Source organism: Promicromonospora umidemergens (assembly GCF_024171995.1).
GTDB classification, from domain to species: Bacteria; Actinomycetota; Actinomycetes; order Actinomycetales; family Cellulomonadaceae; genus Promicromonospora; species Promicromonospora umidemergens.
In genome coordinates this window covers 1-15,112 of the sequence record NZ_JAMTCT010000019.1, presented here as the reverse complement: position 1 = coordinate 15,112, position 15,112 = coordinate 1, and the positions used below count along the sequence as shown (strand labels likewise).

The window sequence follows — 15,112 nt, the reverse complement described above, 5'->3', positions numbered from 1 at the left end:
CCGGCGGGTCCGCACGTCGATCTGCCCAGGAGGCAACACGATGACCGCACCACGACGTCCCCGCTGGGGGAGATCCATAGCGGCGCTCGCCGCCGGAGCGCTGGCGCTCACGCTCGCGTCCGTACCGGCGGCCACGGCCGCCGACGAGCCGCAGGCGGCCGAGGGAGGGCAGGCCGAGGCCCTGGCAGAGGGCCGGGTCCTCATCTTCACGGCCACCACCCAGTACCGGCACGCCGAGGCGATCACGCAGGGCACGCCCGTGCTCGAGGCGGCTTTCGCGGAGGCAGGCATCGAGTCGGACCACACGGAGGACCCGGCGGTCTTCAACGATGCGGACCTCGCGCAGTATGACGCGCTGGTCATGTTCCAGGCGTCGGGCGACCCGTGGAACGCCGAGCAGAAGGCCGCGATGGAGCGGTACCAGCAGGCGGGCGGCGGCATCGTCGCCGTCCACAACGCGACGGACATGCGCGGGAACTACGCCTGGTGGGACGAGATGATCGGGTCGCTGATGCCCGGGCACGCCGCCACCGGGTCGAGCCCTGGCCTGCCGGGCACGGTCCGCGTCGAGGACCGGAAGCACCCGTCGACGGAGCACCTGCCGCAGCGCTGGGACCGCGCGGACGAGTGGTACAACTTCTCGACCAACGTGCGGGGTGACGCGCACGTGCTGGCCACGATGGACGAGTCGACCTACGACCCGGGCAGCAACGCCATGGGCTACGACCACCCGATCTCGTGGTGCAAGTACTACGACGGTGGCCGCGCGTGGATGACCGGCATGGGCCACTTCGGCGCGCACTACACGGACGAGCCGGAGCTGGTGCAGCACATCGTCGGCGGCGTGGAGTGGGCCGCGGGGCTGGCCGAGGGGGACTGCGGCGGCACCGACTGGGGCCAGTTCGAGAAGGTCTCGCTGGACACCAACACGAGCGCGCCGTTCGGGATCGACGTCGCGCCGGACGGCCGTGTCTTCTTCACCGAGCTGGTGCGCGGGCAGATCCGGGTCTTCGACCCGGAGACGCAGACCACGTCCACCGCGGTGACGCTGCCGGTCTACTCCGGCGGCGAGGACGGCCTGCTGGGCGTCGCGCTCGACGAGGACTTCGCCGAGAACGGGTACCTGTACCAGTACTGGTCGCCCGCTAGCGAGGACGACACCGACCCCGCGAGCTTCGTCAACCGGCTCTCGCGGTTCACGGTGACGCAGGACGGCCCGGGGACGACGACGATCGACCCGGAGTCCGAGGTGGTCCTGCTGGAGGTCCCCGCCAGGCGCCTGCCCGACGAGCCGGGGCACACGGGCGGTGGCGTGATCGTCGACCATGCGACCGGTGACCTGTACCTCGGGGTCGGCGACGACGTGAACCCGCACTCTGAGCCGTCGGGCGGGTACGCGCCGATCTCCGAGCGGGACGGCACCTTCCACGACGCGCGGGCGACGTCGGCCAACACCAACGACCTGCGCGGCAAGGTCCTGCGGATCCACCCGGAGGACGACGGTACGTACGCGATCCCGGACGGCAACCTGTTCCCGGAGGCCGAGGACAGCGCGGACAAGACGCTGCCCGAGATCTACGCGATGGGCTTCCGGAACCCGTTCCGGTTCGCCATCGACCCGGCGACGGGCAACCTCGGCGTCGCCGACTACTCGCCCGACAACGGCAGCGACAACCTGGCCCAGCGCGGCCCGGCGGGCATCGCGGAGTGGAACCTGATCAAGGAGCCGGGCTTCTTCGGCTGGCCTCTGTGCATGGGGGACAACGAGCCGTTCCGTGACGTCGACTACCGCACGAGCCCGGTGACCGTGGGCGAGTTCTTCGACTGCGCCGCACCGGTCAACGACTCGGTGCGGAACACCGGCCTGACCGAGCTGCCCCCGGCCCAGCCGGCGGACCTGTGGTACGGCTACCAGCGGTCCTCCGTGCCCGGCGCCATCAACCAGGGTGGTGGGCTCGCGCCGATGGGCGGCCCGTTCTACGACTTCGACCCCGAGCTCGACTCGGACACCAAGTTCCCCGAGTACTACGAGGGCAAGGCGTTCTTCTACGAGTGGTCGCGGAACCAGGTGTTCACGATCGAGCCGACGGATCCCGAGGCGGCCCCGGGCGAGACGGACGTCGAGAAGGTCAACCGGTTCCTGCCGGACGAGGACTTCCTCGCACCGATCGACGCGAAGTTCGGGCCCGACGGCGCGATGTACGTGCTCGACTGGGGCGGCGGCTTCGGCCGGGACAACCCCGACTCGGGCCTGCACCGGGTCGACTACGTGACGGGCTCCCGCTCGCCGGAGTCGGTGCCGACGGCGTCGCCGAACTCCGGGACCGCGCCGCTGGAGGTGGAGTTCGACGGGACGCGCAGCACCGACCCCGAGGGCGAGAACCTCGAGTACGCGTGGGACTTCGACGGCGACGGGACCACCGACGCGACCGAGCTGACGGCGTCGTACACCTACACGGAGGACGGCGTCTACGACGCCCGGCTCACCGTCACCGACCCAGCGGGCAAGGACGGGACCGCCACGGTGCCGATCACCGTGGGCAACACCCGGCCGGAGGTCGACTTCGGGCTGCCGCCGACGGGATCGTTCTTCGAGTTCGGCGACACGATCTCGTGGGACGTCTCCGTGACGGACGCGGAGGACTCGCCGGACGGTTCCGCCATCGACGACGAACGGGTCGTCATCCAGCCGGCCCTCGGGCACGACGCGCACGCGCACCCGTCCGAGCCGCTCCACGGCCGTACGGGCTCCGTCGCGACCGAGCTCGGTGGCGGGCACGGCGAGGGCACCAACGTCTTCTACGTCCTCGACGCCAGGTACAAGGACGACGGCGGCGCCGGCGACATCCCGTCGCTCACCGGATCGGACACGACCCTCGTGTTTCCCAAGGAGCGGCAGGCCGAGTTCCACACGGAGCAGGAGGGGACCAGGACGGCGCCGAGCCGGGACGCCGAGGGTGGCGGTGAGGTAGTAGTCGGCTCCGACGGCGCGTGGGCGTCCTACGATCCCGTGAACCTCCACGGGATCGACGCCCTGACGCTGCGCGTGGCCTCGGCTTCCGCGGGCACCATCGAGCTGCGGAAGGGAGCGCCGGACGGCGACCTGCTCGGGACGGCCGAGATCGCGGGCGCCGGTGTCAGCGACTTCCGCGACGTGCGGGTCGACGTCGACGACCCGGGGGAGAGCTTCGCGCTCTACGTCGTCTTCCCCGGGCCGGGCGAGCGCCTGCTCAACTTCGTGGAGGCGAACGGCAAGGGCGTCAGCGACACCACGCGGCCCGAGGTGGCGATCACCTCGCCCGAGGCAGGGGTCGAGCTCGAGCACGGCCAGATCGAGGTCACCGCCGACGCCACCGACGCGGAGAACACCGTCAGCCAGGTGGAGCTCTTCGTCGACGGGACGTCGATCGGCGTCGACGACACCGCGCCGTACACGGCGTCCTGGGACGTCACCGCCGACGGCTACTACGAGCTGACGGCGGTCGCGACCAACGACCGCGGTCTGCCGACGACCTCACGGGTGGTGGTCGCGCAGGTCGGCGACATGTTCGGCGGGATGCGGACGTTCAGCAACGCGGACGGCGAGTTCGAGCAGCTGTCCTCCGGGGCGTACGTCATCGAGTCGGGCGGTGCCAACATGTGGCAGGGCACCGACGAGTACTCGACGATCTTCCGCGAGGGCTCCGACCGGCACTGGTCGGCCACGGTGAAGATCAACAGCCAGGGGAACTCCCACGGGTCCGCCAAGGCGGGGATCATCGTCCGCAACGACGTGACGCTGCCAGGTTCGTCGCCGGGATACGCGGCGCTCGGCCTCCGGCCGAGCGGCGGGTTCGAGTGGCTGCGAGGCAACGACGCTGGGCAGCTCGTGACGTCGTCGGGCGGAGGCTCGACGGCGTACCCGGCCTGGGTGCGGCTCGTGCGCGACGGCGACCTGTACTCGGCGTACTGGAGCACCGACGGCGAGACGTTCACGCAGATCGGGGAACCGGAGGAGCTGGCAGGCGCCGCCGACCTGCAGGACGTCGGGCTGTTCGTCACCGCGCACAGCACGGCGAACAGGAGCGCCGTGGAGTTCCAGGACCTCACGTTCGCCGACGAGCCGGACCCGCCGCAGGTCGAGGTGGCGGCAGGCAGCCGGTGCACCGGTCCGCACGCGCGCGTGACGGTGAGCGCGACCAACGTGGGTGCCGACCCGGCCCGGCTCGAGCTCAGCACCGCGCACGGAAGCAAGACCTTCAAGAAGGTGCTGCCAGGGGAGACCGTCTCCCAGCAGTTCAAGTCGAGGGCCGGAGCGTTCGACGCAGGGGCCGCCACGGTGACCGCGACCAACGGTCCGCACGAGGTGGTCGTCGAGGACGCCTACGACGCGGTGAGCTGCCGCTAGCCAGCTCGGCTGACGGGATGACCTGACCGGATGGCCTGACCGGATGATCTGACCGGCCGGCCCGCGTGACGGGCCGGCCGGTCTGACCGAGAGGAGCAAGGACGTGCCGAAGACGAGGAACAGGCCGCGGAACCCACCGCGGAGCGGACCGAACGCCGCGGCACGTCCATCGAGCCGGGGTGGTGCCGGCCACCCCGGACCCCGGCCGCCGGCGCCCGCGCGGCGCCGGTGGCCGAGGTGGGGCGCCGCAGCGGCAGTCGCGCTGGTGGCCGCCGCCACGGCCCTGGTGCTGGTGCTGGTGCAGCCGTGGGAATCGTCGGCGCCGGCGGCGGCACCCGGCGGGATCGAGGTCGATCCCGCCCGGGTGGCGGAGCTGGAGGCAGCGGAGGAGGAGCGGAACGTCGCGAACCTGACCGCCGCGGGGGAGCTGGCCGTGTCGGCGCAGGAACAGCTGCTGCCGGTGATGGACGGGTTGCACGAGGCGCTGCCGTCGGACGAGGCGCTCGCGGACGGGGCGCGCCCGGCGCGGCCGACCGCGGCCGAGGTGGGGCAGTGGCGCGACGTCGTGCAAGAGGTGACCGCCGAGGTCGAGGCGCTGCCGTCCGGGTCGTCCGAGCACAACATCATGCGCAACGGGTTCTTGCTCTCCACCCGGCTGCTGGGGGACACGCTCGACGTCCTGGAGCTGGCCGATGGTGGGGACGCCGCGTCGGGGGACTCGTCGGGGGACTCGTCAGGGGATTCGGAGCAGCTCCACGCCGTTGCTGGAGACCTCCGCTCGCGCGCCGTCGATGCCTGGGCCGTTGCGGCGGTCCAGCTCGACCTGCAGTACGTGGGGGCGGACCGTGGTCACCTGCACGCGTTCCTGCCGCTGCACTCGGGCATGTCGACGGAGGGTGAGGCAGAGCTGGGGCACGGGGACCACTGACGCGAGACCCGCTACCGGACGCCCGCCAGCGCCTCGCCCAGCGGCGTGCGGGTGTGGAGGACGCGCACACCGTTGCGGCGGCTGTCGACCAGGCCTGCGTCGCGCAGGACGGTGAGATGGTGGGACGCGGTGGACACCGCGAGGTCGGTCAGCCTGGCGCACTCGGAGGTCGACAGCGGCTGCTGGAGCTCGAGGACGAGGCGGGCGCGGGCCGCTCCGAGCAGGGCAGTGAGCGCGGCGAGCGCGTCCGCGCCGTCGCGGTGCCAGGTCTCGGACACGCCGTGCGCCGGGTAGAAGATCGTGGGCTGCGCGGGGTGCTCGGTGAGTACCGCGCAGCCTCGGGCGGCCATCATGACGGAGGGGACGAGCACCAGGCCGGTTCCGCCGCAGTCGACCACCTCCTCGTGCTTGCGCATCTGCACCCGGACGATCTCGTCGGCCCAGGTCACCGTCGAGTGCAGGGTGCCGGCCATCTCGGCGAGACCGGCGTCGCTGCTGCGCCGCGCGCGGACGGCTACATCGGCCCGCAGCAGGCGCAGCATCTGCGGCCAGACGGGCGCGAGCAGCGCGTCCCACACCTCCTGCCACGCCCCGACGATCATCGTCCGGGCACGGTCCGGCGCCGCGATCAGGTCGCGGATCTCCTGCTGCCGGGCGCCGGTCGAGCGGAGCACCATCTTCTGCAGGTCGAACTGGAGCCGCTCGGCGGGGACCTGGCGCAGCCGCTCGGCCTCCTCCCCGGGAGTCATGTCGCCCGACGGCGTGGCGGTGAGGAAGTCGGGCAGGTAGCCGTCCACGCCGCAGATGACGGACATCAGCCGGAAGGGTTCACCGACTGGTTTGCTCTGCAGGTTGCGGAACCACCCCCAGTGCAACGGCGCGCTCTGCGGGCGCAGGATGGTCCGCACCGCGTGCACCAGCTCGTGCCCGGGGGAGATGCCGAACCGCACCGCCGAGATATCGCTGGAACCGAGCCGGAACTCCACGAACTTTCGATCCACGTCGAAAGCGTAGTCACTGCTGCCTCGACCGGCGGAGAGTGGGTCCCATCAGAAAGCAGTCCCCGCTGAGAGGAACCCCGTCATGACCAGCCCCGCAGTGATCCCCGCCGACAGCATCCGCATCGGCGAGAGCCGCACCCTCCGGTTCGAGGGCGCCTCGTACGGATCGAACGTCTCGTTCTTCCTCGTCACCTCCGAGCCCGGTCAGGGCCCCAGCCTCCACCGGCACCCCTACGACGAGACCTGGTCGGTGCTGGAGGGCGAGGCGACCATCGTGGTCGGCGGCGCGACCTTCGTCGTCCGGGCCGGCGACACCGCCGTCGCACCCGCCGACACCTGGCACCGCTTCACCAACACCGGCACCGGGACGCTCCGGATCGTCTGCATCCACGCCTCGCCGGTGATGATCCAGGAGTTCGCCTCCGAGACCCGATGAGTTCTCTTGCCTCGTCTCGTCCACACCACCAACAGTCAGTCCCGACGAACAGCTCGGAGAGCAGTCTCATGACCCAGTACTTCCTGACCATGCCGCACGACAGCGCCGAGGAACCGACGATGGAGTCGATGCAGGAGATGGACCCGGCCGAGCTGGAGGCGGTGTTCGCCGCCGTCGGCGCCTTCAACACCGCCCTGGCCGAGTCCGGTGCGCTGGTCACCGCTGGTGGCCTCCACCCGCCGTCGACGGCGATCACCGTCGACGCGACGGGCGACGAGCCGAAGCGCGTTCCGGGGCCGTTCGTCGAGGCCGCCGAGTACGTCGGCGGGTTCTGGATCATCGACGTCGCCGACGAGGAGACCGCCCTCGGCTGGGCCGAGCGGTGCTCCGCGGCCTTGCAGTCCCGCATCGAGGTGCGCGCGCTGCAGGAGAAGCCCGAGTAGGGGACAGGCCTCGTCACCCGGGGCTGGTGCGGCCCGAAGGCTTTGCCGCCAGTGCGACGACGAACGCGACCGCCGCCACGGTGAAGGTCACCAGGGGCGGACCGGGCACCCACACGACGGCCACACCGAGCGCGAGAACGGTCCCGACCAGGGCCGCGATCCCGAACGGACGGGCCCGGCCCGGCTCGGTCCGGAAAGCGCCGGCGATCATCCACAGCAGCACGCCGACGACGACCATCGCCAGCCCCATGGACAGGCTCACACCTCGGTTGAGCAGGTCCGCGTCGAGCGAGAACGGCCCGACCTCCAGGGTCGAGGCGCGGAGCGCCGCGGTGAGCTCTGGGTCGCCGGGTAGGACGAGCTCCAGGATGTCGTGCACGACGCCGGTGAACATCCACGCCGCCGCACCCACCCGAAATGCTGTCAGCTGCATCAGGTCCTCATCTCCGCTTGGTGTTGATGGCTTGGTCCTGGTCACGGCGAGCGATGCCGTGTTCTCTCCACGCCGACTCCCACTGCCGGACCAGGGCAGGGAAGACCACCAGATGGCGTGCGGGCCTGATCGCTGTCATGTAGAGCCGCCCGAGCCTGCCGCTCGGGCGGACGAGCACCGCGACCTGAAGCTGAGGTTCACCGGCAGGCGGCACCGCCCAGCCCAGGTGCAGCACCAGGTGCACGAGGCTGCTCGCCGCCTCCACGGCGCACTCCTGGCCGGTGGTGTAGACGACGGTGAACGGCGCCAGACCTGCCCCCGAGTCCTCTGTGCCTGCCGCGACAGCCGCGCGGCCGGTCAGAGGGCTCGGCCCGGAACCGCGGCCCGGGGCACCTTCGTCCCACTCGAAGAGCCGGCCGACGGCCCGGCGTAGCGCGAAGAACATCCGCACGATCCAGGGATCACGGGTGGACACCGCGGCATCGTCGATGGCCCGCAGGACGTCGGGAAGGCCTGCGGGGCCGGCCCCCGGTGTGCGCACCACCCACAGGTCCTCGAGCCGGTACCCGTCGGTCAGCTCGTGCACGATCCAGGGCCCGTCCCGGAACTCACGGTCGGGAAGTCTCAGGTCGGCCAGGGCCACGGGCGCTCAGCTCCCGTCGATCGTGTCGGCGCTGAGGCCGAGCACACCGGCGACTGCCCGCGCAGCGAGCAGCTCGTCGTGCTCCGGGTGGCCCGCGAGCGCGATGACGGTGCCCTCCAGCGCGCCGATGAGCGCGAGCCCGACGACCTGGTCGGGCGGTCCGTGCGGGACCGGGCCCGCATCGCGTGCCGCACGGACGAGAGCGGTGGCGTGGCGGGTGATCGTGTCATATGCCTGTTCGATGTGCCGCCCGACGGGGTGGTCCTGGCCGGCGAACTCGAGCCGTAGCGCCACCGCCATGCGGGCGACGTCACGTCGACAAAATCGTGCGTGGCCCCGGGCGAGCGTGAGGAGCGCCGCGACGGGGTCGGTCTCGGCGTCGACGAGCACCCCGACCTCGTCCTGCCAGGCCGCCATCACCCAGTCGATGACCGCGAGGCTCAGCTCCTGCTTGTTCCGGAACTGGTGGTAGAGGGCGCCGCGCGTGTATCCGGCGTCGTGAGCCACCTGCTCCAGCGCGAGGTTTCCGTAGCCGTAGCGCGACAGCCCCTGGGCCGCCGCCTCGAGCAGGGCTGTGCGGGAACGCGCGCGCCGGTCCGCCTGGGAGGCCCGAGCCGTGCCCTTCCGTCCTGCAGGGTCACTCGTCACGGTTGATGCCCTGACCTCTGCCCTGACCTGCGTTGCGCGCGCACATCGTGGTCGCCACAGCCTCTCCTCGGTTGCCGTGCCCGCAACCTACATACATTCGTGAATGTATGTCAACGAAGTGGTCCTGGACCCAGGTGCCGCACGACAGGCGGGCGGACTTCGGCGCCGTCGTGGACCGAACGCTTACTCGGAGGCGGTCGACGTCGGACCGGCGGGGATCGGCTCCTCGAACACCAGCAGCGTGTGCGTGTTCAGGATGCCCTTCATGCCCTGGATCTGGTCCAGGATCAGGTGCCGCAGATCGGCGTTGTCCCGGGCGCGGACGAGCAGGACGAGGTCGAACTCACCGCCGACCAGCCCGATGTGGTCGACGCCGCGCAGGGTGCGGAGCTCCTCGCGGACCGAACGCCACTCCGCCTGCTCCAGGTTGACCGTGACGTAGGCCGACGTGCCCAGGCCGGCCAGCACGGGATCGATGTCCGCGCGGTAGCCGCGGATGACGCCGGTGGACTCGAGCCGCCGGACTCGCGCATAGGCGTTGGCGCGCGAGATGTGCAGCTTCTCGGACAGTGCTCGCATGGACATGCGGCCGTCCTGACGTAGCTCGTCGACGATGCGCTGGTCGACGTCGTCGAGGCTCGATACCACTTGTCTTGCCGCCACGCCCTCAGCCCCTTCGCTGTTGGACATTTGGATCGCATGACCAGGGAATTGCTGGACGGTCTCTCGGATCCTCGCCGTTGATGGATTCCGAATAGAACCTTGACCATCATATTCACATGACAAGCATGACGAGTGACGCGGACCGCATGCTCCCGTCGCGGGAGCCGGTCATGCTCCTTGACCCGGACGGCCGTCCGACGGTCGCCGCCAGGGCCGGTCTGCCCGCGAGCGAGGAGCTGCTCCGGGGTCTTGCCGGCATGGTCGTCGCCCGCCGCTTCAACGAGCAGGCCTCAGCGCTCGTCCGGCAGGGGCGGCTGGCGGTCTACCCCTCGTCCTACGGGCAGGAAGCGTGCCAGGTCGCCGCGGCGCAGGTGCTCACCGGCGAGGACTGGCTGTTCCCGACCTACCGCGACACCGCCGCCGCCGTCGCGCGCGGTGTCGACCCCGTCGAGGTGCTCGGGCTGCTCAAGGGGGACTGGCACTCGGGGTACGACCCGTACGAGCGGCACGTAGCACCCCTGACGACGCCGCTGGCCACGCAGCTCCCGCACGCCGTGGGCGTGGCGCACGCGGCGCGGCTGCGCGGGGAGCGCACAGTAGTGCTGGCGATGTGCGGCGACGGCGGCACGAGCGAGGGCGACTTCCACGAGGCCCTGAACTTCGCGGCGGTCTTCCGGGCGCCGGTCGTCTTCTTCGTCCAGAACAACCAGTACGCGATCTCGGTGCCGCTGGCCCGGCAGTCGGCCGCCCCGTCGCTGGCGCACAAGGGCGTCGGCTACGGCATCCCCGGCGAGCACGTGGACGGCAACGACCTCGCGGCGCTCCTGGACGTCCTGTCCGGAGCGGTCGGGCGGGCGCGTGCCGGCGAGGGGCCGCAGCTCGTCGAGGGCCGGACCTACCGGATGCAGGCCCACACCAACGCCGACGACGCCACCCGCTACCGCGCCGACGACGAGGTCGCCGCCTGGGCCGCCAAGGATCCGCTGGTGCGGCTGGAGGCCTACCTGCGGACCGAGGGCGTCCTGGACGACGCGCGCGCCGCCGACCTCACCGAGGCCGCCGAGCAGGTCGCCCGCCGCACGCGGGACGGCCTCAACCAGGACGTCGAGCCCGACCCTGACGATCTGTTCCGGTTCGTCTACTCCCAGCCCACCCCCCAGCTCGTGGAGCAGCTCGCCGTGGTCCGTGACGAGATCAGCAGGGACGAGCAGAGCAGGGACGAGCAGAGCAGAGAGGAGACCCGCTGATGACCACTACCGCGGTGGAGCACGCGACGCTCAGCACGGCCCAGGCGATCAACCGGGCCCTGCACGACGCGATGGCCGAGGATCCGACCGTGCTCGTGCTCGGGGAGGACGTCGGCCCGCTCGGCGGCGTCTTCCGGGTCACCGACGGCCTCACCGCCGAGTTCGGCGAGGACCGCTGCTTCGACACGCCGCTCGCCGAGGCCGGGATCGCGGGCTTCGCCGTCGGCCTCGCCATGAACGGCATGCGGCCGGTGATCGAGATGCAGTTCGACGCCTTCGCCTACCCGGCCTTCGAGCAGGTCGTCAGCCACATCGCCAAGATGCGGAACCGGACCCGCGGCCGCGTCGCGCTGCCCCTCGTCGTCCGCATCCCCTACGCCGGCGGCATCGGCGGGGTCGAGCACCACTGCGACTCGTCGGAGTCCTACTACGCCCACACCCCCGGCCTGCACGTCGTCGCGCCGTCGAACCCCGCGGACGCGTACACGCTGCTGCGGGAGGCGATCGCCTCGCCCGACCCGGTGATCTTCCTCGAACCGAAGAAGCTCTACTGGGCGAAGGGCGAGGTCGTCCTGGGCCGCGGTGGCGAGCCGGGGATCGGCACCGCCGTCGTGCGTCGCCAGGGCACCGATGCCACTCTCATCGCCTACGGACCGACCGTGCCGGTCGCGATCGAGGCGGCCGAGGTGGCCGCGCGCGACGGCCGCAGCCTGCAGGTCGTCGACCTGCGCTCGATCGTGCCGTTCGACGACGCAGGCGTGTGCGCGGCCGTGGAGTCGACGGGGCGTGCGGTCGTCGTCGCGGAGGCGGCGGGCTTCGCGAGCGTCTCCTCCGAGATCGCGGCGCGGGTGAGCGAGCGCTGCTTCCACTCGCTGTCCGCGCCGGTGCGGCGGGTGACCGGGTTCGACATCCCGTACCCGCCGCCGAAGCTCGAGCACTTCCAGCTCCCGTCGGTCGACCGGATCCTCGACGCCGTCGACGAGCTCCAGTGGGAGGAAGCGTGACCAGCACCGCGACCGCACAGACCTTCCTGCTGCCCGACCTCGGCGAGGGCCTGACCGAGGCAGAGGTGGTGCACTGGCTGGTCGCAGAGGGCGACGTCGTCACCGTCGACCAGCCGGTGGTGGAGGTCGAGACGGCCAAGTCGGTCGTGGAGGTGCCCAGCCCGTACGCCGGCCGGGTGGGCACCCTGCATGCCGCCGAGGGAGAGCTCGTCGAGGTCGGCAGGCCGCTGATCACGATCGCCGCCGAGAGGGTCGGCGCGGTCGAGCCTCAGGTAAAGCTTGAGGGTGAGGGTTCGTCCGACGGCCGGAAGGCGGCAGCGGCCTACCGCGAGGAGGAGCAGGCCGGCTCCGGCAACGTGCTCATCGGGTACGGCACCTCGGCGGGAGCGGCCGCGGGCCGCCGTCGTCGGCCGCGGGGTGCCGGGCCGACGGCGCCTGCCGCCGCCGTGCCGGAGAAGCGGCCGGTCAAGGTGATCTCGCCGATCGTCCGGCGGCTGGCCCGTGAGGCAGGACTGGATCTGCGCACCATCCGGCCCACCGGGGCCGGCGGGGTCGTCACCCGGTCCGACGTGTGGGCGGCCGTCGAGAGCGCGCGGTCGGCCCCGGCTCCCGCCTCCGTCTCCGCCGTTCCCTCAGTGTCCGCCGCTCCTGTGGCCGACGTCGCCGTCGCCGTCGCACCGAGCACTCCCGGCGAGCGGCGCATCCCGCTCACGGGCTTCCAGCGCGCGGCCTCCAGGGTGCTGTCGCGGAGCCGCTCGGAGATCCCAGAGGCGACCGTCTGGGTCGACGTCGACGCCACGGCGCTCTGGGACCTGCGCGAGGCCGCCCGCACGCCCACCGACCCCGGGCCTGGTCTGCTCGCCTACCTCGCGCGGTTCGTCGTCGCAGGTCTCAAGGACTACCCGGTGCTGAACGCGCGGCTCGACGTCGAGCGCGACGAGATCGTCGTGCCCGACGCGATCAACCTCGGCATCGCCGTCCAGAGCGAGCTCGGGCTGGTCGCACCGGCGGTGCTCGGGGCCGGGTCGATGACCACGGCTGAGCTCGACACGGCGCTGCGCGACCTCACGGCCCGTGCCCGGGCCGGCAGAGCGACGGCCGAGGAGCTCTCCGCGGGGACGTTCACCCTGAACAACTACGGCGGCTTCCGGGTCGACGGCAGCGCGGCGATCATCAACCACCCGCAGGTCGCGATCCTGGGCCTCGGCCGGATCATCGACCGGCCGTGGGTGGTCGACGGCCAGATCGTGCCGCGCAAGATCGCCCAGATGTCGTTCGTCTTCGACCACCGGGTCTGCGACGGCGCCGTGGCGGCGGGCTTCATGCGTTCCGTCGCCGACGCCGTCGAGAACCCCGCCTCGGCGATCGTGCGGCTCTGACGAGGCGTCGCTGAGCTGTGGCGCTCAGTGGCACCGCCCTGTGGCACCGCCCTGTGGCACCGCTCTGCGGGCTTGATGCCTCGATCGATACCGTGAGAGTGTTCCAGGGTCGTGGACCGCCTCTCCTGACCGTCCGGGGGAAAGGCGAGATGTTGTCGGCAGGGCGGCCTGAGGGTCGCCTTGTACTCGACACGCATCCGTTCCTTCGCGGCTCGCCTCTGGGCCGTCTTCTTCGTCAACGGGGCCGTTCTCTCCAGCTGGGCCCCGCGTATTCCAGAGGTCAAGCGCCTCCTTGATCTCAGCGACAGCGAGCTGGGTATTGCCTTGTTCGGTGTCGCCGCAGGTGCGGTCCCCGCACTGCTGCTCACCGCTCGGATCCTCGACCGTGCGAGATCAGGACCGGTCTGCGTGGTCACCGCGCTGCTCTTCAGCGCGGCGCTGCCCCTGATCGGCGTCGCCGACCACGTGTGGCAGCTGACCGGAGCGCTCATGCTGCTCGGGGCGGCCAGCGGCGTCCTCGACATCGCCATGAACACCGCCGGCATCGCCTACCAGCAGCACACCGGTCACCGGGTCCTGTCCCGGCTGCACGGTGGGTACAGCCTGGGCGTGCTCGCCGGCGCCCTGGGCGGGGTGGTCGCCACGCAGGTCGGCGCGACGGCGACCGAGCACTTCCTTGCCGTCGCCGTCCTCCTGGTGGCCCTGACCCTGGTGTGCGCTCCGATGCTGTGGTCCCAACCCCGGCGCCCCGCCGAACGAGGAGCCGAGGACGCCCCGGTCCTGGTGCGGGACGGGCGCTTCGGCCTGCCCGTGACGATCTCCGTGCTCGCCGTCTCCGGCCTGCTCATCGAGGGGCTGGTCACGGACTGGTCGGCTCTGCTGATCACCCGCGACCTCGGAGCATCAGCCTCCTTGGGGGCCACCACCCTGGCGTTGTTCAGCTTGGCGATGTTCATCTCCCGCTCGGCCGGCGACACCGTCCTGGACCGCTTCGCGGAACGCACGGTCCTGACGACCGTTGCCGTGACTGTGGTCTGCCTCGTGGTGCTCGGCTCCGTGGTCGCGCATCCGCTGGTCATGGCCGTGGCCGTCGGTCTGGTCGGGCTGGTCCTTGGCCCGGTCTTCCCCGTGGCGGTCTCCCGTGCCAGTCGATCCGCACCCGGACGAGCCGCAGCGATGACCGCGCGGGTCAGCGCTGTCGGGTACATCGCATATCTCGGCGGGCCGCCCGCGATCGGCTTCATCGCTGACGGCATCGGTCTACCCGTCACGTTCGCCGCCGCGGTGGCTCTCAGCTGCCTGGGCATCGCCCTCGCCTGTCGTGGCCCCGGCTGATGCACCTGTGTGCCGGCTTGTGGTGCGGGGCGTCCGGACCCTCGGGGCGATCCTGATGCCTGTCGGGAAAAGTTATCCACAGATTCCAGATAGCGCGTGCGCCTCATACGTATGTTCGAGATAATGGGGTCAACGGACGACGGAGATGGGGGGTGGGTACTGGTGGAGCAGTCGACGAACGACACGACTGGTGGTCTGCCTCCCGCGGTGTCGATCGAGGAGGCGTTGGCGCGGATCGAGGACGCGGTGGGTGAGCTGGCGGGTCTGACCGGTCCGGAGGTGTTGGACGGGTGGGATGCGCCGTCCGTCGCCCGCTTGGTCGAGGCGCACACCCGGGCCCGTCGGTTGACGGGCCGGTTGGACGGGGTGCGGTACGTCTTGTTGCCGCGGATCGAGGCTGAGGGTTCGTGGCGGTCGGGTGGTACGGCGCGCACGTTCACGTCGTGGTTGCGGGTGCGTGAGGGCATCTCGGCGGCGGCGGCGGGCAAGGACATGACGATGGCGCGTCGCCTGGCCACGGCGTTGCCGGTGACGCGGGAGCGCCTGGTCGCGGGGACCCTGGGTG

Annotated in this window: 14 protein-coding genes; 9 read left to right on the top strand and 5 right to left on the bottom strand. The window is 71.3% G+C overall.

Going from position 1 to position 15,112, the window contains the following annotated elements; all coding sequences use genetic code 11:
- Positions 1 to 40 precede the first annotated feature (40 nt).
- Together APR04_RS23290 and APR04_RS23285 are read left to right on the top strand one after the other, a co-directional pair.
- On the top strand, positions 41 to 4,387 hold the full coding sequence (locus APR04_RS23290; protein WP_253874937.1) for a ThuA domain-containing protein: 4,347 nt from the start codon (positions 41 to 43) through the stop codon (positions 4,385 to 4,387).
- Positions 4,388 to 4,652: 265 nt separating this feature from the next.
- Complete coding sequence (locus APR04_RS23285; RefSeq protein ID WP_253874935.1) at positions 4,653 to 5,315, top strand: hypothetical protein; 663 nt, start codon at positions 4,653 to 4,655, stop codon at positions 5,313 to 5,315.
- 11 nt (positions 5,316 to 5,326) lie between these two features.
- On the opposite strand, the gene APR04_RS23280 is transcribed toward APR04_RS23285, so the two are convergent.
- Entirely contained in the window at positions 5,327 to 6,316 is a 990-nt protein-coding gene (locus tag APR04_RS23280; protein WP_253874933.1) for an ArsR/SmtB family transcription factor, read from the bottom strand.
- A gap of 82 nt (positions 6,317 to 6,398) precedes the next feature.
- On the opposite strand from APR04_RS23280, the gene APR04_RS23275 reads away from it, so the two are divergent.
- Complete coding sequence (locus APR04_RS23275; protein WP_253874931.1) at positions 6,399 to 6,752, top strand: cupin domain-containing protein; 354 nt, start codon at positions 6,399 to 6,401, stop codon at positions 6,750 to 6,752.
- 68 nt (positions 6,753 to 6,820) lie between these two features.
- Positions 6,821 to 7,195 carry a YciI family protein gene (locus APR04_RS23270; protein ID WP_253874929.1) on the top strand — a complete coding sequence of 125 codons (375 nt, stop codon included), beginning with the start codon at positions 6,821 to 6,823 and terminating at the stop codon, positions 7,193 to 7,195.
- 13 nt (positions 7,196 to 7,208) lie between these two features.
- On the opposite strand, the gene APR04_RS23265 is transcribed toward APR04_RS23270, so the two are convergent.
- From APR04_RS23265 to APR04_RS23250, 4 genes are all read right to left on the bottom strand, one after another.
- Positions 7,209 to 7,628 carry an LIC_13387 family protein gene (locus tag APR04_RS23265; protein WP_253874927.1) on the bottom strand — a complete coding sequence of 140 codons (420 nt, stop codon included), beginning with the start codon at positions 7,626 to 7,628 and terminating at the stop codon, positions 7,209 to 7,211.
- A 7-nt stretch (positions 7,629 to 7,635) separates the two neighbouring features.
- The gene (locus APR04_RS23260; RefSeq protein WP_253874925.1) at positions 7,636 to 8,271 is read right to left on the bottom strand and encodes a DUF2867 domain-containing protein; all 636 of its coding nucleotides are present in this window, start codon (positions 8,269 to 8,271) and stop codon (positions 7,636 to 7,638) included.
- Between the two features lie 6 nt (positions 8,272 to 8,277).
- Positions 8,278 to 8,919, bottom strand: coding sequence for a TetR/AcrR family transcriptional regulator (locus APR04_RS23255; protein ID WP_253874923.1), 642 nt, complete (start codon positions 8,917 to 8,919; stop codon positions 8,278 to 8,280).
- A 183-nt stretch (positions 8,920 to 9,102) separates the two neighbouring features.
- Positions 9,103 to 9,609, bottom strand: a complete 507-nt coding sequence (locus tag APR04_RS23250) for an Lrp/AsnC family transcriptional regulator (RefSeq protein WP_253874921.1) — start codon at positions 9,607 to 9,609, stop codon at positions 9,103 to 9,105.
- An 89-nt stretch (positions 9,610 to 9,698) separates the two neighbouring features.
- On the opposite strand from APR04_RS23250, the gene pdhA reads away from it, so the two are divergent.
- The 5 genes from pdhA to APR04_RS23225 all read left to right on the top strand — a co-directional run.
- Complete coding sequence (gene pdhA / locus APR04_RS23245; protein WP_253874919.1) at positions 9,699 to 10,829, top strand: pyruvate dehydrogenase (acetyl-transferring) E1 component subunit alpha; 1,131 nt, start codon at positions 9,699 to 9,701, stop codon at positions 10,827 to 10,829.
- Entirely contained in the window at positions 10,829 to 11,833 is a 1,005-nt protein-coding gene (locus APR04_RS23240) for an alpha-ketoacid dehydrogenase subunit beta (RefSeq protein WP_253874917.1), read from the top strand. Before pdhA ends, APR04_RS23240 begins: the two co-directional genes overlap by 1 nt.
- Positions 11,830 to 13,212 carry a dihydrolipoamide acetyltransferase family protein gene (locus APR04_RS23235; protein ID WP_253874915.1) on the top strand — a complete coding sequence of 461 codons (1,383 nt, stop codon included), beginning with the start codon at positions 11,830 to 11,832 and terminating at the stop codon, positions 13,210 to 13,212. The genes APR04_RS23240 and APR04_RS23235 overlap by 4 nt, the downstream gene beginning before the upstream one ends.
- A 180-nt stretch (positions 13,213 to 13,392) precedes the next feature.
- Positions 13,393 to 14,547 (top strand): MFS transporter, encoded by a 1,155-nt coding sequence (locus tag APR04_RS23230; RefSeq protein ID WP_253874913.1) that lies wholly within the window; start codon positions 13,393 to 13,395, stop codon positions 14,545 to 14,547.
- A gap of 162 nt (positions 14,548 to 14,709) precedes the next feature.
- Positions 14,710 to 15,112: hypothetical protein (locus APR04_RS23225; RefSeq protein ID WP_253874911.1), on the top strand; the 403-nt coding region annotated here is incomplete at its 3' end.

Bases quoted from the DNA above. Each gene is read 5' to 3' on its own strand.
- APR04_RS23250 (WP_253874921.1), bottom strand. From the start codon at position 9,609: ATGTCCAACAGCGAAGGGGCTGAGGGCGTGGCGGCAAGACAAGTGGTA.
- APR04_RS23290 (WP_253874937.1), top strand. From the start codon at position 41: ATGACCGCACCACGACGTCCCCGCTGGGGGAGATCCATAGCGGCGCTC.
- pdhA (WP_253874919.1), top strand. From the start codon at position 9,699: ATGACAAGCATGACGAGTGACGCGGACCGCATGCTCCCGTCGCGGGAG.
- APR04_RS23265 (WP_253874927.1), bottom strand. From the start codon at position 7,628: ATGCAGCTGACAGCATTTCGGGTGGGTGCGGCGGCGTGGATGTTCACC.
- APR04_RS23240 (WP_253874917.1), top strand. From the start codon at position 10,829: ATGACCACTACCGCGGTGGAGCACGCGACGCTCAGCACGGCCCAGGCG.
- APR04_RS23270 (WP_253874929.1), top strand. From the start codon at position 6,821: ATGACCCAGTACTTCCTGACCATGCCGCACGACAGCGCCGAGGAACCG.
- APR04_RS23275 (WP_253874931.1), top strand. From the start codon at position 6,399: ATGACCAGCCCCGCAGTGATCCCCGCCGACAGCATCCGCATCGGCGAG.